The organism is Pseudomonas sp. BAY1663 (assembly GCF_000582595.1).
GTDB classification, from domain to species: domain Bacteria; phylum Pseudomonadota; class Gammaproteobacteria; order Pseudomonadales; family Pseudomonadaceae; genus Stutzerimonas; species Stutzerimonas stutzeri_AF.
In genome coordinates this window covers 1-24,135 of record NZ_AZSV01000046.1, presented here as the reverse complement: position 1 = coordinate 24,135, position 24,135 = coordinate 1, and the positions used below count along the sequence as shown (strand labels likewise).

At 65.4% G+C, this 24,135-nt stretch carries 27 protein-coding genes and 2 pseudogenes; 15 read left to right on the top strand and 14 right to left on the bottom strand.

Going from position 1 to position 24,135, the window contains the following annotated elements; translation table 11 throughout:
* Positions 1–4: 4 nt before the first annotated feature.
* Entirely contained in the window at positions 5–1,333 is a 1,329-nt protein-coding gene (locus BAY1663_RS13845) for a DEAD/DEAH box helicase (protein WP_037041832.1), read from the bottom strand.
* A gap of 147 nt (positions 1,334–1,480) precedes the next feature.
* On the opposite strand from BAY1663_RS13845, the gene BAY1663_RS13840 reads away from it, so the two are divergent.
* Complete coding sequence (locus tag BAY1663_RS13840; RefSeq protein WP_037041821.1) at positions 1,481–1,912, top strand: anti-virulence regulator CigR family protein; 432 nt, start codon at positions 1,481–1,483, stop codon at positions 1,910–1,912.
* Between the two features lie 43 nt (positions 1,913–1,955).
* Here the strand turns inward: BAY1663_RS13840 and BAY1663_RS13835 are convergent, their stop codons facing one another.
* Positions 1,956–2,276, bottom strand: a complete 321-nt coding sequence (locus BAY1663_RS13835; RefSeq protein WP_037041820.1) for a hypothetical protein — start codon at positions 2,274–2,276, stop codon at positions 1,956–1,958.
* A gap of 72 nt (positions 2,277–2,348) precedes the next feature.
* On the opposite strand from BAY1663_RS13835, the gene BAY1663_RS13830 reads away from it, so the two are divergent.
* Both BAY1663_RS13830 and BAY1663_RS13825 read left to right on the top strand, forming a co-directional pair.
* Positions 2,349–3,260 (top strand): LysR family transcriptional regulator, encoded by a 912-nt coding sequence (locus BAY1663_RS13830; protein ID WP_037041819.1) that lies wholly within the window; start codon positions 2,349–2,351, stop codon positions 3,258–3,260.
* A 68-nt stretch (positions 3,261–3,328) separates the two neighbouring features.
* Positions 3,329–3,883, top strand: coding sequence for a peptidylprolyl isomerase (locus BAY1663_RS13825; protein WP_037041818.1), 555 nt, complete (start codon positions 3,329–3,331; stop codon positions 3,881–3,883).
* 48 nt (positions 3,884–3,931) lie between these two features.
* Here BAY1663_RS13825 and BAY1663_RS13820 read toward each other — a convergent pair whose 3' ends face one another.
* The 3 genes from BAY1663_RS13820 to tcdA all read right to left on the bottom strand — a co-directional run bounded on the left by BAY1663_RS13820 (position 3,932) and on the right by tcdA (position 7,482).
* On the bottom strand, positions 3,932–5,062 hold the full coding sequence (locus BAY1663_RS13820; protein WP_037041810.1) for a GNAT family N-acetyltransferase: 1,131 nt from the start codon (positions 5,060–5,062) through the stop codon (positions 3,932–3,934).
* Positions 5,063–5,145: 83 nt separating this feature from the next.
* Positions 5,146–6,474, bottom strand: coding sequence for an OprO/OprP family phosphate-selective porin (locus BAY1663_RS13815; protein WP_037041808.1), 1,329 nt, complete (start codon positions 6,472–6,474; stop codon positions 5,146–5,148).
* A gap of 198 nt (positions 6,475–6,672) precedes the next feature.
* Positions 6,673–7,482 carry a tRNA cyclic N6-threonylcarbamoyladenosine(37) synthase TcdA gene (gene tcdA, locus BAY1663_RS13810; RefSeq protein WP_037041806.1) on the bottom strand — a complete coding sequence of 270 codons (810 nt, stop codon included), beginning with the start codon at positions 7,480–7,482 and terminating at the stop codon, positions 6,673–6,675.
* Between the two features lie 126 nt (positions 7,483–7,608).
* Here tcdA and dapE point away from each other — a divergent pair, with 126 nt between their 5' ends.
* Genes dapE through BAY1663_RS13795 form a run of 3 tightly spaced genes read left to right on the top strand, consistent with a single transcriptional unit; the run spans position 7,609 to position 9,975 of the window.
* Positions 7,609–8,757 (top strand): succinyl-diaminopimelate desuccinylase, encoded by a 1,149-nt coding sequence (gene dapE, locus BAY1663_RS13805; RefSeq protein ID WP_037041803.1) that lies wholly within the window; start codon positions 7,609–7,611, stop codon positions 8,755–8,757.
* Entirely contained in the window at positions 8,751–9,557 is an 807-nt protein-coding gene (locus tag BAY1663_RS13800; RefSeq protein ID WP_037041800.1) for a putative RNA methyltransferase, read from the top strand. Before dapE ends, BAY1663_RS13800 begins: the two co-directional genes overlap by 7 nt.
* Positions 9,558–9,603: 46 nt before the next feature.
* The gene (locus BAY1663_RS13795) at positions 9,604–9,975 is read left to right on the top strand and encodes a hypothetical protein (protein ID WP_037041798.1); all 372 of its coding nucleotides are present in this window, start codon (positions 9,604–9,606) and stop codon (positions 9,973–9,975) included.
* 247 nt (positions 9,976–10,222) lie between these two features.
* Here the strand turns inward: BAY1663_RS13795 and BAY1663_RS13790 are convergent, their stop codons facing one another.
* The 4 genes from BAY1663_RS13790 to BAY1663_RS13775 all read right to left on the bottom strand — a co-directional run bounded on the left by BAY1663_RS13790 (position 10,223) and on the right by BAY1663_RS13775 (position 14,144).
* A complete protein-coding gene (locus BAY1663_RS13790) occupies positions 10,223–10,432 on the bottom strand; it encodes a cold-shock protein (RefSeq protein ID WP_003293422.1) in 210 nt (69 codons plus the stop codon).
* A 214-nt stretch (positions 10,433–10,646) separates the two neighbouring features.
* Entirely contained in the window at positions 10,647–12,482 is a 1,836-nt protein-coding gene (locus tag BAY1663_RS13785) for a Gldg family protein (protein WP_037041796.1), read from the bottom strand.
* Between the two features lie 10 nt (positions 12,483–12,492).
* Positions 12,493–13,224, bottom strand: coding sequence for an ABC transporter permease subunit (locus BAY1663_RS13780; RefSeq protein WP_037041794.1), 732 nt, complete (start codon positions 13,222–13,224; stop codon positions 12,493–12,495).
* Positions 13,221–14,144 carry an ABC transporter ATP-binding protein gene (locus BAY1663_RS13775; RefSeq protein ID WP_037041792.1) on the bottom strand — a complete coding sequence of 308 codons (924 nt, stop codon included), beginning with the start codon at positions 14,142–14,144 and terminating at the stop codon, positions 13,221–13,223. The genes BAY1663_RS13780 and BAY1663_RS13775 overlap by 4 nt, the downstream gene beginning before the upstream one ends.
* 302 nt (positions 14,145–14,446) lie before the next feature.
* On the opposite strand from BAY1663_RS13775, the pseudogene BAY1663_RS13770 reads away from it, so the two are divergent.
* From BAY1663_RS13770 to BAY1663_RS25335, 6 genes and pseudogenes are all read left to right on the top strand, one after another.
* Positions 14,447–14,871: pseudogene (locus tag BAY1663_RS13770) on the top strand (GNAT family N-acetyltransferase).
* A 76-nt stretch (positions 14,872–14,947) separates the two neighbouring features.
* Positions 14,948–15,517, top strand: a complete 570-nt coding sequence (locus tag BAY1663_RS13765; protein ID WP_037041790.1) for a GNAT family N-acetyltransferase — start codon at positions 14,948–14,950, stop codon at positions 15,515–15,517.
* 45 nt (positions 15,518–15,562) lie between these two features.
* Positions 15,563–16,351 (top strand): class D beta-lactamase, encoded by a 789-nt coding sequence (blaOXA, locus tag BAY1663_RS13760; RefSeq protein ID WP_371257624.1) that lies wholly within the window; start codon positions 15,563–15,565, stop codon positions 16,349–16,351.
* 67 nt (positions 16,352–16,418) lie between these two features.
* Positions 16,419–17,123, top strand: coding sequence for a class I SAM-dependent methyltransferase (locus BAY1663_RS13755; RefSeq protein WP_037041786.1), 705 nt, complete (start codon positions 16,419–16,421; stop codon positions 17,121–17,123).
* Positions 17,089–17,457 carry a hypothetical protein gene (locus BAY1663_RS13750; RefSeq protein WP_037041784.1) on the top strand — a complete coding sequence of 123 codons (369 nt, stop codon included), beginning with the start codon at positions 17,089–17,091 and terminating at the stop codon, positions 17,455–17,457. The genes BAY1663_RS13755 and BAY1663_RS13750 overlap by 35 nt, the downstream gene beginning before the upstream one ends.
* Positions 17,458–17,528: 71 nt before the next feature.
* Complete coding sequence (locus BAY1663_RS25335; protein WP_256045988.1) at positions 17,529–17,669, top strand: hypothetical protein; 141 nt, start codon at positions 17,529–17,531, stop codon at positions 17,667–17,669.
* 78 nt (positions 17,670–17,747) lie between these two features.
* Here the strand turns inward: BAY1663_RS25335 and BAY1663_RS13745 are convergent, their stop codons facing one another.
* The 3 genes from BAY1663_RS13745 to BAY1663_RS13735 form a co-directional block, all read right to left on the bottom strand.
* The gene (locus BAY1663_RS13745) at positions 17,748–18,065 is read right to left on the bottom strand and encodes a CcdB family protein (RefSeq protein ID WP_037041782.1); all 318 of its coding nucleotides are present in this window, start codon (positions 18,063–18,065) and stop codon (positions 17,748–17,750) included.
* Positions 18,065–18,310 carry a type II toxin-antitoxin system CcdA family antitoxin gene (locus BAY1663_RS13740; RefSeq protein WP_037041780.1) on the bottom strand — a complete coding sequence of 82 codons (246 nt, stop codon included), beginning with the start codon at positions 18,308–18,310 and terminating at the stop codon, positions 18,065–18,067. The genes BAY1663_RS13745 and BAY1663_RS13740 overlap by 1 nt, the downstream gene beginning before the upstream one ends.
* A gap of 164 nt (positions 18,311–18,474) precedes the next feature.
* A complete protein-coding gene (locus BAY1663_RS13735; protein ID WP_037041778.1) occupies positions 18,475–18,885 on the bottom strand; it encodes an SRPBCC family protein in 411 nt (136 codons plus the stop codon).
* A 107-nt stretch (positions 18,886–18,992) separates the two neighbouring features.
* Here BAY1663_RS13735 and BAY1663_RS13730 point away from each other — a divergent pair, with 107 nt between their 5' ends.
* The 3 genes from BAY1663_RS13730 (at position 18,993) to BAY1663_RS13720 (ending at position 22,806) form a co-directional block, all read left to right on the top strand.
* Positions 18,993–19,388, top strand: coding sequence for a DUF1801 domain-containing protein (locus tag BAY1663_RS13730; protein WP_037041777.1), 396 nt, complete (start codon positions 18,993–18,995; stop codon positions 19,386–19,388).
* A gap of 204 nt (positions 19,389–19,592) precedes the next feature.
* Entirely contained in the window at positions 19,593–22,091 is a 2,499-nt protein-coding gene (plsB, locus tag BAY1663_RS13725) for a glycerol-3-phosphate 1-O-acyltransferase PlsB (RefSeq protein WP_037041775.1), read from the top strand.
* A 43-nt stretch (positions 22,092–22,134) separates the two neighbouring features.
* Complete coding sequence (locus BAY1663_RS13720) at positions 22,135–22,806, top strand: DUF4197 domain-containing protein (protein WP_037041773.1); 672 nt, start codon at positions 22,135–22,137, stop codon at positions 22,804–22,806.
* A gap of 49 nt (positions 22,807–22,855) precedes the next feature.
* Here the strand turns inward: BAY1663_RS13720 and dsbG are convergent, their stop codons facing one another.
* A complete protein-coding gene (dsbG, locus tag BAY1663_RS13715; RefSeq protein ID WP_037041771.1) occupies positions 22,856–23,623 on the bottom strand; it encodes a thiol:disulfide interchange protein DsbG in 768 nt (255 codons plus the stop codon).
* A pseudogene (locus tag BAY1663_RS13710) lies at positions 23,620–24,135 on the bottom strand (TlpA family protein disulfide reductase); the annotation flags it as partial. The pseudogene BAY1663_RS13710 and the gene dsbG, both read right to left, overlap by 4 nt.

The window sequence follows — 24,135 nt, the reverse complement described above, 5'->3', positions numbered from 1 at the left end:
CGCGTCAATCCGCGGCCGGCTTCCTGCGCTTGAGCGGCGCCATGCCGTCCTGGCTGACCACCGGCGACGGCTCGTGCCGGGCAGCCTTCGGCCGCTTGGCGACCGGCTTGGCCTTTTTCTCGGCCGCCTTCTTCTTCTCGATCTTTTTCTTCTTGGTCCCGGCGGCCTTGCCGGAGGCCTTCAGGTTCTTCGGCCCCTGATAGCTACCCTTCAGCCCCTTGATGACGCGACGCTCGAAGCGCTGCTTGAGGTAGCGCTCGATGCTCGACATCAGGCTCCAGTCGTTATGGCAGATCAGTGAAATGGCCAGGCCTTCGCCCCCGGCGCGCCCGGTGCGACCGACGCGGTGCACGTACTCGTCGCCGGAACGCGGCATGTCGAAGTTGATCACCAGGTCCATGCCTTCGATGTCCAGCCCGCGCGCCGCCACGTCGGTGGCCACCAGCACCTTGACGCCGCCCTGCTTGAGGCGCTCGATCGCCAGTTTGCGCTCCTTCTGGTCCTTCTCGCCGTGCAACACGAAGACCTTCATGTCGCCAGCCACCAAGTGGCCGTACAGGCGATCGGCCTGGGCACGGGTATTGGTGAAGACCACCGCCTTCTGGTAGGTCTCGTTGGCCAGCAACCACTGCACCAGGCGTTCCTTGTGCGCCGGATCGTCGGCGGTGATGATCTGCTGGCGGGTGGCCTCGTTCAGCTCGCTGACACGGTTGAGCTGCAGGTGCAGCGGATCACGCAGGACCTTGCCGACCATCTCACGCAGGCCGGCGCCGCCGCTGGTGGCGGAGAACAGCAGGGCCTGCTGGCGCTTGGCGCACTCGCCGACCAGCCGCTGCACGTCCTCGGCGAAGCCCATGTCGAGCATGCGATCGGCCTCGTCGAGCACCACGATCTCGACATCCCCGAGGATCAGGTTGCCGGCGTTGAGGTGCTCGATCAGCCGCCCCGGCGTGCCGATCAGCACATCCGGCACCTTGCGCAGCATGGCCGCCTGGACCTTGAAGTCCTCGCCGCCGGTGATCAGCCCGGACTTGATGAAGGTGAACTGCGAGAAGCGCTCGACTTCCTTGAGCGTCTGCTGGGCCAGCTCGCGGGTCGGCAACAGGATCAATGCACGTACGTCGACGCGTGGCTGGGCATCGCCGATCAGCCGATTGAGCATCGGCAGCACGAACGCGGCGGTCTTGCCGCTGCCGGTCTGCGCCGTCACGCGCAGGTCGCGCCCCTCCAGCGCAGGCGGGATCGCCGCCACCTGCACCGGGGTCGGCTCGACGAATTTCAGTTCGGCGACGGCCTTGAGCAGGCGTTCGTGCAGGGCGAATTGGTCAAACAAGGGAGCTACCTCGGAGTCGAAAAACAGTGGCATAGGTTACCCCGTCTGCGAGGCAAAGGCGCGTTCTGTAACCGCCTGCGTGTTTTCCCTGCCGAACACACGCTAAGCTGATGGAAACGAAGCGGCTTAATGCCCGAGGAAACGTGCATGACCTCAACGAAACGAATGATCCCTTTGGCCGGCGCCCTGTCGCTGGCCCTGTGTGCCTCGGCCGGCGCTGCCCAACCGAACAACGACCGCCCCGGTCACCAGGGCAAGTCGGCGGCGGGCCATCAGCCTGCGCAACAACAGAACCTCCGCCTGCATGCTCCCTCGGTGGATATCGGCCAGGTCCGCATCACGCTGCGCAGTCATCGCGACCTGCTGGCCCCGGCCACCTCCCTGCCACCGGGTATCCGCAAGAACGTGGCGCGCGGCAAGCCGCTGCCGCCGGGCATCGCCAAGAACATGGACAGCCGCCTGCTGGCCCACCTGCCGCATTACGACGGTTATGAGTGGAAGCAGCTGGGCCGCGATGTGATCCTGGTCGCCATCGCCACCGGCATCGTCTACGAGATCCTGGAGAACGTCCTGGATTGAGGCGCGGCGGTGTGCGTACGCCTCTTGCCAAGCGCCGAACGGCCTACTTCGGCTCGCAGGTCAGCGTGATGCGCAGGCGGATCACATCCCGCTTGAACTTGGAAGTCAGCGCCTTGCGCTCACCCGCCTGCAACTCCACGCGACGCGTGCGCGGGGCCTCCGGGCCGTTGCGAAACACCGCCGTGCACACCGCCGGCGTCTGGCCGTAATTGAGCAGCAGCAGGCCGGCGAGATCGCGATCGATGGCCTCCGGGGTGGCATTGATCTCCGCGCCGTTGAGCTGCTGCTCGAGTTCCACCGGATAGGTGGCGGCAACCGCGGCGAGCGGCAACAAGGCAAAAAGCATGTAACTGAGTCTTCTCATCTGCGGCGGTCTCCTCGAGAGAACGGCCAGCGTAACAGACCCTGAGCGTACCAGCCCCTGGAGGAATCGAAGATGAAAGTGCCCCGTGTGACCCTCGATCAATGGCGCACCCTGCAGGCCGTTATCGATCATGGGGGCTTCGCCCAGGCCGCCGAGGCCCTGCATCGCTCGCAGTCTTCGGTCAGCTATACCGTCGCGCGCATGCAGGAGCAGCTCGGCGTTCCCCTGCTGCGCATCGACGGCCGCAAGGCCGTGCTCACCGAGGCCGGGGAGGTACTGCTACGCCGCTCGCGGCAGCTGGTCAGCCAGGCCAGCCAACTGGAGGAGCTGGCGCACCACATGGAGCAAGGCTGGGAAGCCGAGGTCAGGCTGGTGGTGGATGCCGCCTATCCCAGCGCCAAGCTGATCCGGGCCCTCACCGAATTCATGCCCCAGAGCCGCGGTTGCAGGGTCCGCCTGCGCGAGGAAGTGCTCTCCGGCGTCGAGGAAGTGCTCAAGGACGGCACTGCGGATCTGGCCATCAGCGGGCTGGATATCACCGGCTACCTGGGCAGCGAGCTCGGCACCGTGGAATTCGTCGCCGTGGCGCAGGCGCAGCACTCGCTGCATCAGCTCGGCCGCAAGCTGAGCGTCCAGGACCTGCAGAGCCAGATGCAGATCGTGGTGCGCGATACCGGCCTGCGCCAGCCACGCGATGCCGGTTGGCTGGGCGCGGAACAGCGCTGGACGGTCGGCAGCCTGGCCACCTCCGTGGCCTTCGTCAGCAGCGGCCTGGGCTTCGCCTGGCTGCCGCGGCACATGATCGGGCGCGAACTGGCCGAGGGCATCCTGAAGCCGCTGCCACTGGTCCAGGGCAGCATCCGCCGGCCGTTGTTCTATCTCTACACTAACCACGATAAACCGCTCGGCCCGGCGACCCGGATTCTCATCGAGCTGATCAAGACGTACGATGCAGGGCAGGCCAATGGCGGTCTGCCCGGCTAGCCAGCCGATACCCGCGCACCGCCGCCCGGCCGTACTGACCAGATTCCCTCAACACCAGGAAAGACACCATGTTGAAACGCATCGCCCTCGCCGCCTGCTCGCTACTACTGGCCGGCAACCTGCTGGCAGCGGAAAACCCCCACGTGCTGCTGACGACCAGCCTGGGTGAGATCGAGATCGAACTGGAGGCCGAGAAAGCCCCGATCAGCGTCGAGAACTTCCTCGGCTACGTGGACAGCGGCTTCTACGACGATACCGTGTTCCATCGCGTGATCCCGGGCTTCATGATCCAGGGCGGTGGCTTCGGCGAAGGACTGAACCAGAAGCCCACCAAGGCGCCGATCAAGAACGAGGCCGACAACGGCCTGCACAACGTGCGCGGCACCCTGGCCATGGCCCGCACTCAGAACGTCAACTCGGCGACCAGCCAGTTCTTCATCAACCATCGCGACAACGACTTCCTCGACCACGGCGCCCGCGACTTCGGCTACGCGGTGTTCGGCAAGGTAGTACGCGGCATGGAAGTGGTCGACCAGATCGCCCAGGTACCGACCGGCAACCGCAGCATGATGCAGAACGTTCCGCTGACGCCGGTGAAGATCATTTCCGCGAAGAAGCTCTGACCCTCTGAAGGCCGGCGCCGCCGCCCGAAGCGCGGCGCTGCCCTCTCTTCACACCCCTTCCTGTCGATACGGCAGCGCCGCCCACGCCGACTCGGCATAAGCCAGCACGCCGGCGCGCTCCTGCAGCAGGAAGTCCGCCACCGCCGCGCGCAGGCCGGGATGCGCCAGATAGTGCCAGGAGCGGGTGATCACCGGCTCGAAACCACGGATCAGCTTGTGCTCGCCCTGGGCTCCAGCATCGAACCACTGCAGTCCATCGGCGATGGCCTGGTCGATGCCCTGGTAGAAGCAGGTCTCGAAGTGCAGGCGATCGAACTCGGCCAGGCAGCCCCAATAGCGCCCGTACAAACCGCTGCCATTGCGCAGACTGAAGGCCATCGCCACCGGGCGCGCGCCCTGCCGCGCCAGCACCACGCGAATCGCCTGCGGCATGCGCTCGGCCAGCAGGCTGAAGAACTGGCGCGTCAGATAGGGCGCCTGCCCGCGCACGCGATAGGTGTTCGCGTAGCAGGCATGGACGAAGTCCCACTCCACCTCGCTGAGCTGGTGCCCCTCGCGCCAGTCGAACGCGATGCCCTGCCCGGCCACCTGCTCGCGCTCCTTGCGCAGTTGCTTGCGCTTGCGCGACGTGAGCCCATCGAGAAAATCCTGGAAGTCGCGATAGCCGCGGTTGTGCCAGTGGAACTGGCAGCCGATGCGCTCCAGCCAGCCGTCGCGCCCGGCCAGTACCGCGTCGGCCTGCGGCTCGGTGAAATTCACGTGCACCCCGGAAACGCCCTGCGCCTCCAGCGCCTCGACCAACAGGTCGAGCAACCGGCCGGCCGCCTGCACGTCACCCAGCAATCGCGCGCCGCTCACCGGCGTGAACGGTACCGCGCACAGCAGCTTCGGGTAGTAGCGGATGCCGGCGCGCTGGCAGGCGTCGGCCCAGGCCCAGTCGAAGACGTACTCGCCGTAGGAATGGCTCTTGCGATACAGCGGCAGGGCCGCGACAAGCGCACCCTGCTCGTCGCGCAGCAACGCGTGCTCGGGCCGCCAGCCGCTGCGCCCACCGACGCTGCCGCTGTCCTCGAGGGCGGACAGGAAGGCGTGGCGTAGAAAGGGCTGCGAATCGGGTAGCAGGGCATCCCATGCGTCGGGCGCGAGTTCGGCGAGGCCGCCAATGGTCTGGATAGGCATGCCGCCAGTCTGGCCTGTCGTACGAACGAAAAAAAGCCCCGCCAAAGCGGGGCTCAATGGAGCATCACGGATGAGGCGATGTTTTAGAACACGTATTGGCCGCGAACCACGAAGCCGTCGCCGTCGTCGTCGCCGGCCTGGTTGGTGATGCCGTCGGTCTTGACCTTGACGTAGGCGGCGCTCAGCTTGACCGCTTCGTTGACGTACCAGTTGACGCCCAGGTTGTGCAGCTTGCCGTCGACGTCGCCGACATCGCGCAGGCCGGCGCCGTAATCGACGACCCCTGCAACTGCACCCACGCCGTTATCGTCTTCGACGGTGAAGTCGTCATAGCGATAGAAGACTTCCCACGCACCGGTCTGCTTGTTCTCCGGCTTGATGGCGTCGAACTTGCCCAGCTTGTAGCCGCGCGACTCGCCAGTCAGGGTGTAGGCGGCCTGCACGTAGAAGCCGTCGGCTTCGATGTCTTCGGCGGCGTTATCCGCCTCCAGGGTGCGCTTCATGTACTCGCCCTGCAGGGAGAAGGGACCGGTTGCCCAGGCCGCTTCGACGCCCCATGCGCTGTCCTTGTCCCAGTCGCCGGCGGCGGAGTTGTTATAGCCACCGAACAGGCCACGGTTGCCGCTGTTGGCGCCATGGCCACCCTGGGTGTCCACGCCGCGCATGCCCATGCGGCTGCGGAAACGTGCGTCATAACCAGCATCGTCGGCATTGCGCTGGGCGTAGTTCAGGCCCAGGTGCAGCACGTTGCCGCTTTCGTGCAACGGTGCGAACACGCCGCGCAGGTTGAGCTGCTTGGTGCTCTGGCCGTTATCGTCGCCGTTGTCCTTGGAGCTCAGGGTCACCGCACCGAACAGCGAATCGCCCGCCGTGGCGGACAGCTCGATACCCATGCCGTTCTGGTGGCCGTTCACCCACTCCATCAGGTCATAGATGGAGTTCCGCTCGGGAGCCGTGACCCACTTGGAGCTGGTGGCCTTTTCCAGGCCGAAGATGGGGTCGAAGCGGCCGAAACGGATAGCGACCGGGTTGAATCCGGTGTAGGTGATCGACGCTTCGTCGAAGTAGCCGTCGTCGCTGCTGCCGGCGTTATGTGCGAAGTCGTAGCTGATCAGGTATTTCCAGTCCTTGTAGGCCACACCCGACAGTTCGAGGAAGGCACGACGGAAGTAGGCGGCATCCTGGCTACCACCGTCTTCGGTGTAGAAACCATCGAACTGGCTGTAGTCGGCCTGCAGACGCCCACCGAGCTTGAAGCTGAACTCCTTGTCCGTCGTGGCGACTTCCAGGCCACCCTTGGTCTTGACAACGATATCGGCGCCGTCGGTAGTGACGGTACCGGCGAAAGCCTGGGCGGAAACGGCCAGTGCCAAAGCGCTGGCGGCGAAACCGGCGAAGTGCTTACGGATCATCAAAATTCCCCTTTATGTTTAGCGTTGGAAACACACGAGATGGGCTCTTTGTGTTGGGGGGAATCTTGGCGATGGGTTATTTCAGTCCGGTGGCCGGGATGTAAAGGTTTTGTGACAGAGGAACTTTCTTGCACAGCCCGATCCAGAGCGGCTGGCAGCCCTTTGCCGATAGGCGGGACGCTGCAAATGGCCAGGCAGTCAGCTGGCTGGCCCGCGTTCGGAAGGCCGGCGGGCGCCCGCCACCAGCTTGTCCACCGCCTTCGCTGCGGCCGCCATGCCGAAACTGGCGGTGACCATGGTCACCGCGCCGAAGCCGCCGGCGCAATCGAGCTTGACGCCCTCGCCGACGAAGCTCTTGCTCTGGCAGACACCGCCGTCCGGCTTGGGATAGCGCAACTGCTCGGTGGAGAACACGCAGGGCACGCTGTAGCTGCGCCCCGGCGTGCGGGAGAAACCGTAGTCGCGGCGCAGCGTCGAGCGCACCTTGGCCGCCAGCGGGTCGTTGTAGGTCTTGTTGAGGTCCGCGACCTGGATCTGCGTCGGGTCGATCTGCCCGCCGGCACCGCCGGTGGCGATGATCTGGATCTTGCGACGCTTGCACCAGGCGATCAGCGCAGCCTTGGCCAGCACGCTGTCGATGCAATCGATGACGCAATCCATGTCTTGGGTGATGTAGTCGGCCATGGTGTCGCGGGTGACGAAATCGGGTACCGCATGAACCCGGCAGGCCGGATTGATGGTGCGGATGCGCGCGGCCATCTCGTCCACCTTGGGCTTGCCCACCGCGCCCTCCAGCGCATGGATCTGCCGGTTGGTGTTGGTGATGCAGACATCGTCCAGGTCGAACAGGCTGATCTCGCCGACCCCGCTGCGCGCCAGGGCCTCGGCCGCCCACGAGCCCACCCCACCGATACCGACCACCGCCACGTGGGCCGCCATGAGCCGCTCGAGACCAACCCGGCCATACAGGCGGGCTATGCCGCCGAAACGCTGATCATCGATAGACATGCCTGCTCCCCGAAAAAACCTGGCGATTATAGGACCTCGGCGCCTGTCGAGCACTGCAACCGGCCGTCACCGCAGCCATGCGCTTTGCTTTAATATGGCGCCCTTTCCCGCTGCACCGGAGCCGTGATGACCGCCCCCGCCCTTTCCCCGACGCTCGCACTCGCGTGCGAGCTGATCAATCGCCCGTCGGTCACACCGCTGGATGAAGGCTGCCAGCAGCTCATGGGCCAGCGCCTCGCCGCCTGCGGTTTCACCGTCGAGCCGATGCATATCGAGGAAGTGGAAAACTTCTGGGCCATCCGCGGCAGCGAAGGCCCAGTGCTGTGCTTCGCCGGGCATACCGACGTGGTGCCGACCGGTCCGCTGCAGGCCTGGCGGAACCCGCCGTTCGCCGCCCGCATCGACGAGCAGGGCATGCTCCACGGGCGTGGCGCGGCGGACATGAAGGGCAGCCTCGCGTCCATGATTATCGCGGTGGAACGCTTCACCGCCGACTACCCCGACCACAAGGGCCAGATCGCCTTTCTCATCACCAGCGACGAGGAAGGCCCGGCGCAGCACGGCACCAAGGCGGTGGTCGAGCGCCTGCGCGAACGCGGCCAGCGCCTGGACTGGTGCATCGTCGGCGAGCCGTCGAGCACCACCCTGGTCGGCGACGTGGTGAAGAACGGCCGTCGTGGCTCACTCGGCGGCACCCTCAGCGTGCGCGGCCAGCAGGGCCATGTGGCCTACCCGCACCTGGCGAGGAACCCGATCCACCTCGCCGCGCCGGCACTGGCCGAACTCGCCGCCGAGCACTGGGACGACGGCAACGCCTTCTTCCCGCCGACCAGCTTCCAGATCTCCAACCTGAATGCCGGCACCGGCGCCACCAACGTGATTCCCGGCACGCTGGAGGCGGTGTTCAACTTCCGCTTCTCCACCGAATCCACCGTCGAGCAATTGCAACAGCGCACCGCGGCAATCCTCGACCGGCACGGCCTGGACTGGAGCATCGACTGGGCGCTGTCCGGCCTGCCCTTCCTCACCGAACCCGGCGACCTGCTCGACGGCGTGGCCAGGGCGATCCGCAGCGTCACCGGCCGCGAAACCACGCCATCCACCAGCGGCGGCACCTCGGACGGACGCTTCATCGCCACCCTTGGTACCCAGGTGGTCGAACTCGGCCCGGTCAACGCCACCATCCACCAGGTCGACGAACATATCCTCGCCAGCGACCTCGACCTGCTGACCGAGATCTACTACCAGACCCTGGTGAACCTGCTCGCATGTTGATCTGCCCGATCTGCCAGGCGCCGCTGAGCGCCGTCGACAACGGCGTCGCCTGCCCGGCTAATCACCGCTTCGACCGTGCACGCCAGGGCTACCTGAACCTGCTGCCGGTGCAGCACAAGAACAGCCGCGACCCCGGCGACAACCAGGCCATGGTCGAGGCCCGCCGACGCTTTCTCGACGCTGGCCATTACGCGCCGCTGGCCAAGCGCCTGGCCGAACTGGCCACCGAGCGCGCACCGCAGCGCTGGCTGGATATCGGCTGTGGCGAGGGCTACTACACCGCGCAACTCGCCCAGGCGCTACCGAATGCCGAGGGCTACGCGCTGGACATCTCCCGCGAGGCGGTCAAGCGCGCCTGCAAACGCGCGCCGCAGCTCGAATGGCTGGTGGCGAGCATGGCCCGCGTGCCGCTGGCCGACGCCAGCTGCGACCTGCTGGCCAGCGTGTTCAGCCCATTGGACTGGCAGGAAGCCCGGCGCCTGCTTGCCCCCGGCGGCGGCCTGCTGCGCATGGGCCCGACCCGCGAGCACCTGTGGGAACTACGTGCCCGACTCTACGACGAAGTGCGCGATTACGACGACCGGAAACACCTGTCGCTGATCCCGGACGGCATGCATCTGGCCCATAGCGAAACCCTCACCTACGAGCTACAGCTGAACGATACCCAGGCCCGCGCCGACCTGCTGGCCATGACCCCGCACGGCTGGCGCGCCAGCGCCGAACGCCGCGCGGCGGTAATCGATGCGCCCCTCAACGTGCGGGTTGCGATACGCTACGACTGGATTCAGCGCGACGCCTGATCGCCACATGACAGCTCCAGACTCATCACCAGAAGGCAGCCGCCCCATGCGTCAACCGGACATCGAGATCTACCTCAGGGACGCCAGCCAGCAGGCCGTCGGCGAATGGCTGGCACAGGCCATCGGCCCCTGCTCTCCCTGGCAGCAGAAAGGCCAGACCTTCAAGTGCAGCGCCGCCGGGATACCGGTGACCTGGCTGCCGAAGGCGGTGGGCAAATGGCATTGTCTGCTGCTGGAAAGCGATGCCACGCCCTGGGAAGACGACCTCGCCTGCGCCCGCGCCGCCCACCAGGCGCTGGGCGTGGAAATCCGCTGCGCGCCGGGCGGTTGGCAGGAAGAAGAGGCCGAGGAAGAAGCCGACCGCTGGATGCGTGTCAGTGAAGATGGCGAGCAGGAGATCGTCTGGCGGACGGGCTAAAAACTGCAAAAAATTCGTATGGACGGCGATAGGCACCGCCTTGGTGTCCCCGCTGCGCCGGGATGCACAAGCCGCTTTTCGTGGGAGGCCCGCCCCGGGGCGATGCTTTTAGCGCCGTCGGACCTCGCCTGACGCAGCCGCACGGGAACCGGCCACCCCCGCCAAAAGCCCACAAGAAACCGCGCCGGCGATCACCGAGCGGTGCGACACAAGAAAGCCCGTCTCGAGGACGGGCTTTGTCGTCTCGTCAGAGCCCCGCGACGTCTTCGGCCTGCAGGCCCTTCTGGCCCTGGATCACCGAAAACTCCACCTGCTGGCCCTCGGCCAGGGAGCGGTGCCCTTCGCCGCGAATCGCGCGGTAGTGCACGAAGACGTCCGCGCCGTTACCCCGCTGAATGAATCCATAGCCTTTAGCATCGTTGAACCACTTGACGGTTCCGGTCTCGCGTTCAGCCATTACCACTTCTCCAACTCGCTTTTTGTTATTCCTCGGAAAGAGGAGCTCGACGGCTAGGCCCTCACGCCATCCGCTGCCTGGCGGCGGGACGTTGCGCTTGGAACCGACCGTCGCCGGAGTATAAAACAACGAAAATCGCTGTCAGCCTCTTTTTCGTTACCGCTTTGCCAACGGGTTCGCCCGTGCCGAACGCCGTCGGCACGGAGCTCGCTCATCAGGCAGACTTGCGCCGCCGCCACAGCCACAACACCAGCACCACAACGGTCAGCAGCAACGGCACCAGGGCGATATTGGCGAACTTCAGCATCCGCCCCAGCGCCTCGATATCGGCATTGAGCTGGTAGCGCACCTCGCGCAGCTCCTTGCGGATGCGCACCTTCTCCTGCAGGAACTGCTGCAGCGTCCGCTCCTGCTCGGCAGTCAGTTCCAGCGATCGCTCGGGATCGGGACTCTGCAACTCGGCCAACTGTTGCTCGGTATCGGCCAGGCGCTGCTGCAGCACCTCCTCCTTCTCGCGGAAGCGGTTCTCGGCCTGGCGCTGCAGCGCCTCGACCATCACGAACGGGCGGGTGAAACGGCCACGGGAGCGCACGCTGATCAGCGCATCGGTGCCCGAGAGGTTGTCCAGCGCGTTGATCACGAAAGCACCATTGTCCGCCCACGGCTGTGGAACGCGCTGGCCGAAGAAGTCCTGCACCTGCACCCACATGCGGTCGCTGAGCAGGTCGCTATCGGCCACGGCGATCACATTGATGTGCTCGCTTTCCTTGATGCCCTCCTCGCGGCCTTCGATGCCGTCCGGGAAGGCCGTCTGCGCCGGCCCCTGGATGCGCGCCGCCAGCACGTAGCGCTCGCCGGTGGGCTCCAGGCCACGTAGCAACGCCTGCGGATCGTCCAATGTGGCGAAGCGCTGGGCGTCGACCGGCATCGCGTAGGCGGAGCTGCGCAGCAGCGGCGTGAAGCGCGTCGTGGCGTTCTCCAGCGGTTCGAGGATGCCGCCGCTGGCGATGGTGAGATTCTCCAGCGCCGCGGTGGTGACATCGTCCCGGTCCATGGCCGCCTGCGGCAGGTTCAGCCAGCCGGCATGCCGCACCGGGCGGCGCTCGGCGCCCATGCCCACGGACATCGCGTAGGACGCATCGGCGATCACCTTCTCGGGCACCATGCGCACGCCCCAGGCCTTGAACAGCGGTTCGAGATCCGACGCGCGCTGCTCATCGAACTCGCCCGGGCCGAAGCCCATGCCCGGATCGGCTTCGCTGAACGGATCGAGGAACACCAGCAGCTTGCCGCCGCGCAGGACGAACTGGTCGATGGCGTACAGCGTCTGCTCGGACAGCTCCTTGGGATGGATCAGCAGCAGCACCGAGACGTTGGTCGGGATCATGTCGACGTCGCGCTTGAGGCTCTCGATGTGGAACAGCTGGCGGACCTCCTCCAGCACCATCCACGGTGGCGTCGCCTGCTGCGTGCGCATGTCGAAGCCGCCCGTCAGCTGCAGCCCGGAGAGCACGCCGACCACCGGCAGCTCGGCCGTCGCCAGGCTCTGCACCAGGCGGCTGATCTCGTATTCGAGGAATTCCTCCTGATCCAGCGGGAAGAACGGGATGATCTGCGTCGCGCCCTCGGCATTGGTGCCGGCCAGGCCGAAGTAGACCTTGTCGCCGCTCTGGTTCAACGGCACCGCCTGCAGGCCGAACTCGGCGGCACGGTCCTCCTCCTCGGAGAACGGCTGCGGGTCGATGATGTGCAGTTTGAGCTTGCCGCCGGAGGCGCGCTGGTAGGCCTTGAGCATCTCCTCGACGCGGCGCGCGTAGTTGCGCAGCGCCACCAGCTCCTGGGCCGCCCCGTCGGAATAGAAGAAATGCAGCTCCAGCGGCTCCTGCAGGCCGGCGAGGATGCGCTCGGTGCCTGCCGAAACCGTGTAGAGCTTCTGCTCGGTGAGGTCCAGCCGGGCATTGGTGAACAGCAGGCTGGAGGCCATGTTGAAGGCCAGGAACCCCAGCGCGATCAGCAGCAGCCCGGCCCCGGAATAGATGACTCGTTTCATGTCCGTTCCCTCAGGCGGCTTTCTTCAGGTCGACGACCACGGCGGTGGCCGCCAGCCAGGCGACGATCAGCGTGACGAAATACAGCAGGTCACGCAGGTCGATCACGCCCTTGCTGATGGAATCGAAACGGATCAGGAAGCTCAGCGAAGCCACCGCATCGATCAGCCACTGCGGCGCCCAGGCGAAGGCGTCCAGCACCATCGGCAGGCCGCTGACGATGAACAGGAAGCACACCGCCACCGAGAGGATGAAGGCGATCACCTGGTTCTTCGCCAGCGCCGACATGCACGAACCGATCGCCAGGAAGGCGCCGGCCAGCAGCCAGCTGCCGAGATAGCCGGCGACGATCACACCGTTGTCCGGCTCGCCCAGGTAGTTGACGGTGACGACCATCGGGAAGGTCAGCAGCAGCGCGATGCCGGCGAACACCCAGGCGGCGAGGAACTTGCCGGTGACCGCCTCGAAGCGGGTGATCGGCAGCGTCATCAGCAGCTCGATGGAGCCGGACTTGCGCTCCTCGGCCCACAGGCGCATGGCGATCGCCGGCACCAGGAACAGGTAGAGCCAGGTGTGGAAGCTGAAGAACGGCGTCAGGTCGGCCTGGCCGCGCTCGTAGAAGCCCCCCAGGTAGAAGGTGAACACCCCGGACAGCACCAGGAAGATCACGATGAAGACATAGGCGAGCGGCGTGGCGAAATAGCTGGCCAGTTCGCGCTTGAAGATCACCGGCAACTGGCTCATAGCGCCTCCCCGCGGGTCAGGGTTCGGAACACCTCGTCCAGCCGGCCGCGCTCCACGTCCAGCTCCGTCACCACCCAGCCGCGCTGGCTGATCAATGCGTTGATCTGCGGGAAGATCACCTGCCCCGGCTGCGCCAGCACGGTCAGGCTGTTCTCGCGCTCGTTGAGCTCGACCCCGGCCACGCCCGGCAATGCGGCCAGGGCGATGTCGTCCAGCGGGTTGTCGCTGACCAGGGTGACCGCCTGGTGGTACTTCGAACGGCTCTCCAGCTCCAGCGGCGTGCCGTCGGCGACCAGCTTGCCGCCGGCGATCACCACCGCGCGGGTACACACGGCGGTGACTTCCTCGAGGATATGGGTGGAGATGATCACGATCTTGTCGTGGGCCAGGCCCTGGATCAGCTGGCGCACCTGATGCTTCTGGTTAGGGTCAAGGCCATCGGTGGGCTCGTCGAGGATCAGCACCTTGGGATCGTGCAGGATCGCCTGGGCCAGACCAACGCGGCGCTTGAAGCCCTTGGACAGCGTCTCGATGGACTGCCCGAGCACCTTCTCCAGTTCCACCTGCGCCACGGCGGCCTCGACCCGCTGACGCTTGTCCGCACCGCGAAAACCGCGCACCTCGGCGATGAACTCGAGGAAGCCGCGCACCGTCATGTCGCCATAGCAGGGCGCACCTTCGGGCAGGTAGCCGATCTGCCGCTGGGCCTGCAGGGTCTGGCTCTGGATGTCATGGCCGAGGATGCTGGCGGTGCCGGAGCTCGGCGCGAGAAAACCGGTCAGCATCTTCATGGTGGTGGACTTGCCCGCGCCGTTCGGGCCGAGAAAACCCAGCACCTCACCCGGCCGGACGCTGAATGACAGCGCATCCACTGCCGTGTGCTGGGCGAATCGCTTGGTCAGACTTTTTAATTCGATCATTCACTCACCAGTACGCTCAGAGGCCTGGCGCGCCGCCGCGCGACCCGAGCCAGGCCCTGCAAAAATGCCGGCGGAACTATAAGAACAGCTACTGGACGAATGCAACCGCGCGGCTTGGCAGCAACGTTTGCCGGACGTTGCCGCCAAGCCTCCAAGCGATGCAATGGACCCCGCACAGCGCTTGGAGTACGTTCTCGAATCCATGGACAGCGGCGATCGATCTGCCTGGTCACGCCGCCTCTCAAGGTGGTTACCGACACATGTCCCTACGCTTCGGAGAAATTCCTGCCTCGCTGGCGCCAATGGAGCTGTTGCTGCTCGCCGATCCTTCGCCGAGCAAGGTGCGCTCGTATCTGGCGGACTCGACGTGCTTCGCCGCATCGCTCGACGGAACGGTCGTCGCATCGGTGTCGTGCGGCCGATCGGCGAAGGCGCGCATGAGCTGATGAATATCGCGGTACGACCCACCCGGCAGAAAGCGGGCCACGGCACCGCACTGCTGGAATGGATCATCGAGCACTACCGCAGGCTGGGCGCCGGCCGGCTCGAAGTGGGCACGGGGTCGTTCGGCTATCAACTGACGTTCTATCAACGCCAGGGCTTTCGCGTAACGCGGATAGAACGAGACTTCTTCGTCGAGCACTACCCCGAGCCGATCATCGAGGACGGGATCCGCCACATGGACATGCTGCGCCTCACGCTCAGCTATTCAGGTGATTCCGGTTAGCCGCGGCCAAGTCGCCGCCCTTGCTGCAAACGGAGCTGCGAGCAACAGCCTCCTCCTTTGATCAGAGAACACTGCAATGCCGAACCCGATCGAATTCGAAACCGAACGCCTGTTCATGCGGCAATGGCGCCCGAGCGACCGGGCGCCCTTTGCCGAACTGAACGCAGACCCGCGGGTCATGGAGTATTTCCCTGCCCCGCTCGAGCGCGACGAGAGCGATGCGCTGGCCGATCGCTGCCAGGCGCTGATCGAGCAGCGAGGATGGGGCTTCTGGGCCGTGGAGCTGAAGGCATCCGCCGAGTTCATCGGCTTCCTCGGCCTGCATGTACCAATCGCCGAGCTGCCCTTTTCGCCGTGCGTGGAGATCGGCTGGCGCCTGGCCGTCCAGCACTGGCACAAAGGTTTGGCAACGGAGGCCGCGCGCGGTGCGCTCGCGGTGGGTTTCGACAGGCTGGATTTGGCGGAAATCGTCTCTTTCACCACACTCGGCAATCAACGTTCGCGTGCGGTCATGCAGCGAATCGGCATGCGCGAGGCGAGCCGCTTCGAGCATCCGAGCATACCCATCGGTCATCCACTTCGCGCACACTGCCTGTACCGTCTTTCGCAGGTGGACTATCGGGCGCAGCAGATTGCAGGCGACTGAGCCCCGTCCGAACCGTCCGAACACGCTCCCGCCTACAACCTGGTCCTGGTCATGCCCGTCCTGTTGCTCTCCCTGTTGCTGCTCGCTGCTTCCGGCTTCGCCCATGCGGAGGACGGGGCAATTGCCCGTCTGTTCGAACGCGCGGGGGTCGAGGGGACACTGGTGATCGAGTCCGTCGCCACGGGCCAGCGCTTCATCCACGACGATGAACGCGCCGGCACGGCTTTTCCCGCAGCGTCCACGTTCAAGGTGCTGAACACTCTGATCGCACTGGAGGAAGGTGCCATCGCCGGGGCGGACGAGATCATCCCCTGGGACGGCACCCGTTACGAGATCGAGGACTGGAACCGCGACCAGACCTTGAAGAGCGCATTCAGGGTCAGCTGCGTCTGGTGCTACCAGTGGCTGGCCCGGCGGGTGGGCGCGGCGGCCTATCTGCGCCACATCCGCCAGGCGCATTACGGGCAGCTGCACGAACCTGTCAACGTCACCGAGTTCTGGCTCGATGGCTCGCTGCGCGTCAGCGCCGAACAACAGGTGGGCCTGCTGCGCCAGGTGGTCGCGCGCAGCCTGCCGTACCGGGCGAGCAGCTACGACACCCTCAGGACCATCATGCGCGTCGACAGCACGCCGGCTTATCGCCTGTATGCCAAGACCGGCTGGGCGGCTCGCGACAATCCTGGCATCGGCTGGTACATCGGCTATGTTGAAGCCGGCGCCGACACCTGGCTGTTCGCGCTGAATCTGGACACCCGCGATGCGACCGATCTGCCCTTGCGCCAGCGGATCGCGCTGGATGCGCTGCGGGCGAAGGACATACTCCCGGCCCAGTGATTCTTCCAATGGTCCGCGGCAGCAACCCGGCGACGCCGCGTTCCACACCACACCAAACGGAGCCGCCATGCGCAGCGACGAGATCAAAGCGGTATTCGATCAACAGGCCGCCAGCTACGACGAGCGCTGGGCCAGAACCGCGCCCATTCGCAATGCCCTGCATTTTCTTCTGGAGGCGGTGTTCGCACCGCTGCCGGCCGAGGCGCGGGTACTGTGCATCGGCGCCGGCACCGGCGAGGAAATTCTGCACCTGGCCCAGTGCCGACCCGGTTGGACCTTCACCGCGGTGGAGCCATCGGGCGCGATGCTGCAAGTCCTTCGCGACAAGGCAACCCGAGCCGGAATCGAACAGCGCTGCCAGTTCCATGAGGGCTACCTGGAGACCCTGCCTGAGCAGGCCCCCTTCGACGCGGCAACCTCCCTGCTGGTATCCCAGTTCATTCTCGAGCGCGACGCACGCATCGGCTTCTTTCGTGACATAGCCGCCCGACTCGGCCCGGGAGCACTATTGGCCAGCTCTGACCTGGCTGCGGACGTCACCACGCCGGCGTATGCCGCGCTGCTGGAAACCTGGCTGAACATGATGACCATCGCCGGCATTCCCGCGGCGGGCCTGGAGCAGATGCGTGCCGCCTATGACCGTGACGTGGCAATACTGCCCCCCGAGCAGGTCGCGTCCATCATCGAGGCCGGCGGCTTTGCCTGCCCCGTGCCCTTCTACCAGGCCGGGCTGATCCATGCGTGGCACGCGCGGCGAGCCGATGCGCCCTAGCGCCCGGCCGGTTGTGCAGGCGCTGCTGATCGCCTCCCTCGCCGGCGCTTTCATCTGGGCATTGTCGCCCTGGGCCAGTGGTCAGGCCGAACCCTGGGACGGCGACGGCCTGTACTACAGTGGTGCGCTGTTTACGGCCGGCGTGCTGGCAGGCTTCATCGTGCCGCGACCACTCTGGGCACTGTACCTGGGGGTCGTCGTCGGCCAAGTGCTGTACCTGCTCCTGTTGCTGCCGCTCAGCCCGTTGCTGGCCGTGGGCCTCGCGTTTCTGCTGCTCTGGTCGCTGCTGTTTGCGGCCGGGGCCTATGCCGGCGCTCGCCTTCGTACCCGTTGACGCGCCGGCGTGGCTGATCCGGGCACCCCACGTGTCGAACGGGACCCGGAGTCCCGCAACGGAGGCTTTCCATGACCCCGCCAGAGCTGGCCAACCTTTACCGCGCTTATATCGCCTGCCTCAATGCCCGGGACTGGCTTGAGCTCGGACGTTTAAAAAGCAAAGAGGACAGATTTATTTATTGGCCAGCACACCATCAGCCAGAAAAATAAATCTGCTCCCTTTCGCTCCATGAATACAAAGATCTATCTCGGCTGACTTTCTCGCACTACCAACATTAGACGCCCCTATCAGATTCCCGTGATAAGCAAATCAAGAGCCGCAATGATTTCATCGCGTTGCGCGGAGAGATCGGCAACTTGATTGCCGAGTTGTTTTCTGGCGATACCAGCCAGTTGCGGAGTCACCATTACGTATGGTTTTCCCTCAATTTCAAATATTGGCGTGAGCGTTTTGAGAATTTTCCCTTTCATGGCTGCTGCCGTATAAAGAGGCACTACAACCCGCGTGCCGAGTTCGGCAATCAGGTCGCTTTGCACATCGAGCAGGAAGGGCACGGCCGCCTTGGTGGCTGCGTTGGAGTTCTCGTACACGGCGAACTGAGGCATCAGAAACCCCGCAGACCGTCGCTGAACACGCCGTGGGCTTCCACGTGTTCGTTGTAGGCGCTGATGGCTTTGCGGTTCTCTGCCAGCCATTGCTCGCGCTGTTTCTTCTTCAGGGCCTCGATCAGAGCCTGCTCCAGCGTCGCGGAGAGATTGATATCCAGGTCCTTGGCTTTATTGAGCAAGTCACCGTTGACGCTGAGGTTGGCAGCCCGCTTTGGGGCATTAGGGTTGTAGGCGGCGCGCATGGGATTCATTCCTGAGCATGTGTGCGCATACGTTATGCGCATTATGGCTATGCGGTCAAAGGCGCATCGAACAACTGATGCAATCGTTCGCCTCGCTCAACTGGAATGGGCGAAGGCCCTTCCCTTGGCCAAGCGCCAGATGATGGCCACATTGTCGCCCCGGCTCAGCTCCTGGCCTCCACGTAGCGGCCGAAGTTGTCCAGGATGGCCTGCCAGCCTAGACGCTGGAGTTCGGGCGGGTTCTCGGTTTCCGCGTCGAACCTGACGGTCACCAGGACGCCGTCGGGGTACTCGGTGAACGCGACTTCGGCTTCGCGGCCATCACTCATCCGGTATCCGATGGCCTGCTTCGGTACGACGCGGGTGTAGGTGCCTTCGAAGTCGAACCCTTCGCTGCCGTCCTTCGCTTCCATGCGCGACAGGAACTTGCCGCCTTCGCGCAGATCGACGGTACTCCTGGTCGTGTGCCAGTCTTGCTGAGCGGCATTCCATTGCTCGATGTCCGCGGGATTGTTGTAGGCATCCCAGACCGTGCCCAGGTCAGCCTTTACATAAGCTTCTACGGTGATTTTCATGGTCGTTTCCTTTCGGCTTGGCAGTTGCCTGTGGTCGAACGGGGAAATGGAAATTCGACACTGGCTACGACAGCTGCCACGGCAGATATGCAAAAGGAGGACGTACGATGGTGAAATCAATCAAGCCGAATACGACCCGGAAACCGCCCGTGCCAGCGGATGATCACAGCGATATCGAGGATTGGATCGGGCAGGTGATGCCGGCCCTGCAGCCCATCGTCAAGCATCTGGATGAGCTGATCCGCGCGTCGATTCCCAACCTCCACTACGCCATCAAGTGGAAGAAGGCGTACTACGGGCTGCCAGAGCTCGGCTGGATCATCGAGATGGTCGCCTACGATGTCTCGGTAAACGTGGTCTTCTTCGGCGGGGCGAAATTCGATTCCCCACCGCCGCTGGGAGAGGTCTCTCGCTATGCGAAGGTGAAGACCCTGGAGGAAGCGCAGGGACCGCAGATGCGCGAGTGGATCAAGCAAGCGGGACGAGTCCCGGGATGGACATGAAGCCTGCGAGGAATTACCGGTGCCTGCCGCTTGGAACGGCCAGGGTTCCAGGCTTGCGCCGAAGCATCGTCTGGCACCTCGTCCGTTGGGCTTCGCTGCGCTCAACCCAACCTACGTGAACCAGACATTTTTGCCCGCCATCGCTGCTTACGGCACACTTGCCGCCTTCGAGGGCATCGTCCCTTTCATAGCCGAACCCGCCGTATGACCCGCTCCCCCATTCGCCGTCTGATCTTTTCCCTGCTGCGCCGTGTGCTCTACGTCTGGGTGCGCTCGGAGACCATCAACCAGTCCGCCTTCACCCTCAGGCTGGATCGCAGCAAGCCGGTGTTCTATGTGCTGCAGCAACCCTCGCTGAGCGACCTCGCGGTGCTCGATGCCGAGTGCAGCAAGGCCGGGCTGCCGCGACCGGTGGCCGATGTCGCAGTGGGTGAACATGTCGAGCCGGCGGCGTTCTTCTTCCTCAATCCGGCGGCGAGCTGGTTCGGCCGGCGTACGCGGCTGGTGGCGCCGCCGGCGCTGGTGCGACTGGTCGGCGCGCTGGAGCACAACGCCGTGGAAAACGCGCAGATCGTCCCGGTCAGCGTGTTCTGGGGACAGTCGCCGAATCGCGAGACCAGCGCCTGGAAGCTGCTGTTCGCCGACAGCTGGGCAGTCACCGGGCGGCTGCGCAAGTTGCTCAGCATCCTGGTGCTGGGGCGCAAGACCCGCGTGCAGTTCTCCGCGCCGATCCAGCTCAACGAGCTGGTGGCGCTGAACAAGGGCCACGAGCGCACCCTGCGCATGGTCCATCGCATGCTGCGGGTGCATTTCCGCAACCAGAAGACCGCGGTGATCGGCCCCGACCTGTCGCACCGGCGCAACCTGGTCAAGGGGCTGGTGCATGCACCGCAGGTCCGCCAGGCGATCCGCGAGGAAGCCGAGCGCGAGAACATCGCTCTCGAGAAGGCCGAGGCCAAGGCGCTGCGCTACGGCAACGAGATCGCCTCGGACTACGCCTACACCGCGGTGCGCTTTCTCGAAGTGGCGCTGTCCTGGTTCTGGAACAAGATCTACGACGGCATCCGCGTCAACCATATCGAGCCGCTGCAGGACGCCGTGCGCGGCTACGAGGTGATCTACGTCCCCTGCCACCGCAGCCATATCGACTACCTGCTGCTGTCCTACCTGCTGTTCCGCAACGGCCTGACGCCGCCGCACATCGCCGCCGGCATCAACCTCAACATGCCGGTCATCGGCGGCCTGCTGCGCCGTGGCGGCGCCTTCTTCATGCGCCGCTCGTTCAAGGGCAACCCGCTGTATACGGCGGTATTCAACGAATACCTGCACAGCCTGTTCAGCCGCGGCTTCCCGGTCGAATACTTCGTCGAGGGCGGCCGCTCGCGCACCGGGCGCATGCTGCGGCCGAAGACCGGCATGCTGGCGCTGACCCTGCGCAGCTACGTGCGCTCCTCGCGCCTGCCGATCCTCTTCGTGCCGGTGTACATCGGCTACGAGCGCGTGCTGGAAGGCCGCACCTACCTCGGCGAGCTGCGCGGCGCGGCGAAGAAGAAGGAGTCGATCTTCGACATCTTCAAGGTCATCGGCGCGCTCAAGCAGCGCTTCGGTCAGGTCTGGGTCAACTTCGGCGAGCCGCTCAAGCTCAACGAGTTCCTCGAGCAGGAGCAACCCGGCTGGCGCCAACAGACCTACGCGCCCGACTATCGCCCGCAGTGGCTGAACGAGGCCACCAACCGGCTGGCCGGGCGCATCGCCGAGCGCCTCAACGAGGCGGCGGCGGTCAACCCGGTCAACCTGGTGGCGCTGGCGATGCTCTCCACCAGCCGTCAGGCGCTCGATCACGACGCGCTGGCGCGAATCCTCGACCTCTACCAGGCCCTGCTGCGCGCGGTGCCCTACTCGCCGCACACCACCCTGCCGGAAGGCGACGGCGAAGCGCTGATCGCCTACGTGAAGGACCTCGACCTGCTCGCCGAACAGAAGGATGCGCTGGGCAACATCCTCTATCTGGACGAGCAGAACGCGGTGCTGATGACCTACTACCGCAACAACGTGATGCACATCTTCGCCCTGCCGGCGCTGCTGGCGAGCTTCTTCCAGAGCAGTTCGCGGATGAGCCGCGAGCAGATCCAGCGGTTCACCGAGGCGTTGTATCCCTATCTGCGCGCGGAGCTGTTCATTCGCTGGGAGGAACACGAGCTGGAGGCGGTGATCGACCAGTGGCTGGCCGCCTTCGTCGAACACGGCCTGCTCAGGCAGGACGGCGACAGCTACGTGCGCCCGGCGCCCAGTTCGCGGCAGTTCGTGCGGCTCACGCTGCTGGCGCGGGTGGTCATGCAGACCCTGCAGCGCTTCTACATGGCGACCTCGCTGCTGCTCAACAGCGGCCAGCACAGCCTGAGTGCCGAGGAGCTGGAAGAGCTCTGCACGGTGATGGCCCAGCGCCTGTCGATCCTGCACGGGCTGAACGCGCCGGAATTCTTCGACAAGAGCCTGTTCCGCCACTTCATCCAGAGCCTGCAGGACCAGGGCGTGCTCTGCGCCGATGCCGACGGCAAGCTCGGCTACCACGACAAGCTCGGCGAACTGGCCGAAGGCGTGGCCAAGCGCGTGCTGCCGGCGGAGATTCGCCTGTCGATCCGCCAGGTGGCGCTGGAGCGGCACGATGAGAAATCCGCAGCCGAATCCACACCCACGGATTGAGCCATACTGAGGCCGTTATTCCCCATCCCGAAAGGACATCGCCATGCGCCAACTCCTCACCCTGTTTGCTGGCCTGCTGCTGACCAGTGCCGCCCATGCCCTGTCGCTTACCGACCTGACCCAGGGCGACGCCAGCGCCGGCCTCAAGGATGCGCTCAGCCAGGGCGCCAAGGTGGCGGTGCAGCAGCTCGGGCGGCCCGGCGGATTCAGCAGCGATCCGGACGTGCGCATCGAGCTGCCGGGCAACATCGGCAAGGCCTCGCGCATGCTGAAGATGCTGGGCATGGGCAGCCAGGTCGAGCAGTTGGAGAACAGCATGAACCAGGCCGCCGAGGCGGCCGTGCCGCAAGCCCAGCAACTGCTGCTGGACGCCGTGCGCAACATGACCGTGGAGGACGCCAAGGGAATTCTCGCCGGTGGCGACGATTCGGCCACCCAGTACCTGGACAAGTCCAGCCGCGAGCAGATCCGCGCGAAGTTCCTGCCCATCGTCAAGCAGGCCACCGACCAGGTCGGCCTGGCGCAGCAGTACAACGCCGTGGCGGCCAAGGTGCCGACGGGCCTCTCCGGTGGCTACGCCAATATCGAAGGCTATGTCACCGAGCAGGCCCTGAATGGCCTGTTCAGCGTCATCGCCGAGCAGGAAGCGAGCATCCGCAAGAACCCGGCGGCAGCGGCCACCAGCCTGGCGAAGAAGGTGTTCGGCGTGCTCTGACGAGCCGCGTCTGGACCAGGGTGGGTGGCTTCGGCCATCCACCTTGCGTTTAGCGCGGGCCCATGATCAGGTCCAGGGCATCCGGTCGCGGCGCGCCCTGGTGCTGCTGCAGGCGGCCGTTGTCGTCGAGGTAGAAGATCGCCGGCGTGGCCTGGGCACCCAGTTCGCCCATCAGCATCAGGTTGTCGGTGAGCTGCCGTTCCAGTTCGGCAGGAATCTTATCCAGCGGCTTGAGCTTGCTCGCCTTGCCGGCTGCCTCGTGCGCGTTGAGCGCCGCCTCCGGCTCCTTGGCGCCGAGCAGCGCGGCGGACTTGCCGGCACTGTCCGCACGCAGCATGCCGACCATGATGTGGCGCAGCTGCACCTTGCCGGCCTCGACCCAGGGCCGCGCCTGTTTCCAGAACAGGTTGCAGTAGGGGCAGTTCGGGTCGCTGAACAGGTAGACGATGCGTGGCGCATCGGCGCGTCCGTCGGCGATCCAGCTGCTGCCCGCCATGCGCGCCCACATCTCCTTGCCCAGCGGTTCGTAGACCAGCTTCTCCAGGTGCCCGCGGGTCAGGTCTTCGCCCTTGGCGTCGAGCAGGCTGCCGACCAGCACATGCTCGCCGTCGGGGGTGAGGTACAGCGCCATGCCCTGGCCGTTGTAGCGTGCGGCATAGCCCTGCAGCCCGCCGGGCGCATCGAAGCGGCCGACGACCTCGGCACCACGCGCTTCCACGGCCTTGATCGCCGCCGGCAGTTCCTCGGCCTGGGCCACGGGCAGGGCCAGCAGGCCGATGCCAGCCAGCAGATACGGTAACGGCTTGAGTTGAATCACTGCGCATCCTCTTTCAGTTTTGCCAACGCACGCGCCAGGCTGGCGTGCGAGAGTTCGCCGAGATGGCTGCCGACCTGGCGGCCCTCGGCGTCGTAGAACAGCGTCGTGGGCAGGGCCCTGGAGCCGACATGCTGGCCGAGGCGTCCACCGCCGTCGAGCAGCACGTTCTCCAGCCCCAGGTCCATCGCTTGCAGGAAGCGGTTGATCTCGCCCGCCCCCTCGCCCTGGTTGACGAAGAGGAACAGCGTATCGCGCTCGCGCGCCTGCGCTTCGGCCAGCACCGGCATCTCGCGACGGCACGGCGGGCACCAGGTGGCCCAGAGATTGATCACCAGGGCTGGCCGACGTATGCCTCCAGCGCCACCGGCCGCCCCTGGCTATCGCGCAGGGCCATGTCCGGCAGGCGCGTGCCCTGCTCGAAGGAATGCCATGCCAGGCTGCCGAGGCCCCAACTCGCCACGCCGACCGCCAGCGCAATCCCCAGGGGCTTGCGGCAGCGCCCGCTCGGCGCC

Coding starts and splice junctions, on each gene's coding strand:
- BAY1663_RS25335 (WP_256045988.1), top strand. CDS start 17,529: ATGACCCCGCCAGAGCTGGCCAACCTTTACCGCGCTTATATCGCCTGC.
- plsB (WP_037041775.1), top strand. CDS start 19,593: ATGACCCGCTCCCCCATTCGCCGTCTGATCTTTTCCCTGCTGCGCCGT.
- tcdA (WP_037041806.1), bottom strand. CDS start 7,482: ATGTCTATCGATGATCAGCGTTTCGGCGGCATAGCCCGCCTGTATGGC.
- BAY1663_RS13780 (WP_037041794.1), bottom strand. CDS start 13,224: ATGAGCCAGTTGCCGGTGATCTTCAAGCGCGAACTGGCCAGCTATTTC.
- BAY1663_RS13765 (WP_037041790.1), top strand. CDS start 14,948: ATGCCGAACCCGATCGAATTCGAAACCGAACGCCTGTTCATGCGGCAA.
- BAY1663_RS13750 (WP_037041784.1), top strand. CDS start 17,089: ATGCGTGGCACGCGCGGCGAGCCGATGCGCCCTAGCGCCCGGCCGGTT.
- BAY1663_RS13720 (WP_037041773.1), top strand. CDS start 22,135: ATGCGCCAACTCCTCACCCTGTTTGCTGGCCTGCTGCTGACCAGTGCC.
- BAY1663_RS13815 (WP_037041808.1), bottom strand. CDS start 6,474: ATGATCCGTAAGCACTTCGCCGGTTTCGCCGCCAGCGCTTTGGCACTG.
- BAY1663_RS13785 (WP_037041796.1), bottom strand. CDS start 12,482: ATGAAACGAGTCATCTATTCCGGGGCCGGGCTGCTGCTGATCGCGCTG.
- BAY1663_RS13835 (WP_037041820.1), bottom strand. CDS start 2,276: ATGAGAAGACTCAGTTACATGCTTTTTGCCTTGTTGCCGCTCGCCGCG.
- BAY1663_RS13755 (WP_037041786.1), top strand. CDS start 16,419: ATGCGCAGCGACGAGATCAAAGCGGTATTCGATCAACAGGCCGCCAGC.
- dapE (WP_037041803.1), top strand. CDS start 7,609: ATGACCGCCCCCGCCCTTTCCCCGACGCTCGCACTCGCGTGCGAGCTG.
- BAY1663_RS13775 (WP_037041792.1), bottom strand. CDS start 14,144: ATGATCGAATTAAAAAGTCTGACCAAGCGATTCGCCCAGCACACGGCA.
- BAY1663_RS13830 (WP_037041819.1), top strand. CDS start 2,349: ATGAAAGTGCCCCGTGTGACCCTCGATCAATGGCGCACCCTGCAGGCC.
- BAY1663_RS13790 (WP_003293422.1), bottom strand. CDS start 10,432: ATGGCTGAACGCGAGACCGGAACCGTCAAGTGGTTCAACGATGCTAAA.
- BAY1663_RS13840 (WP_037041821.1), top strand. CDS start 1,481: ATGACCTCAACGAAACGAATGATCCCTTTGGCCGGCGCCCTGTCGCTG.
- BAY1663_RS13795 (WP_037041798.1), top strand. CDS start 9,604: ATGCGTCAACCGGACATCGAGATCTACCTCAGGGACGCCAGCCAGCAG.
- BAY1663_RS13730 (WP_037041777.1), top strand. CDS start 18,993: ATGGTGAAATCAATCAAGCCGAATACGACCCGGAAACCGCCCGTGCCA.
- BAY1663_RS13740 (WP_037041780.1), bottom strand. CDS start 18,310: ATGCGCGCCGCCTACAACCCTAATGCCCCAAAGCGGGCTGCCAACCTC.
- BAY1663_RS13820 (WP_037041810.1), bottom strand. CDS start 5,062: ATGCCTATCCAGACCATTGGCGGCCTCGCCGAACTCGCGCCCGACGCA.
- BAY1663_RS13735 (WP_037041778.1), bottom strand. CDS start 18,885: ATGAAAATCACCGTAGAAGCTTATGTAAAGGCTGACCTGGGCACGGTC.
- BAY1663_RS13825 (WP_037041818.1), top strand. CDS start 3,329: ATGTTGAAACGCATCGCCCTCGCCGCCTGCTCGCTACTACTGGCCGGC.
- BAY1663_RS13800 (WP_037041800.1), top strand. CDS start 8,751: ATGTTGATCTGCCCGATCTGCCAGGCGCCGCTGAGCGCCGTCGACAAC.
- BAY1663_RS13745 (WP_037041782.1), bottom strand. CDS start 18,065: ATGCCTCAGTTCGCCGTGTACGAGAACTCCAACGCAGCCACCAAGGCG.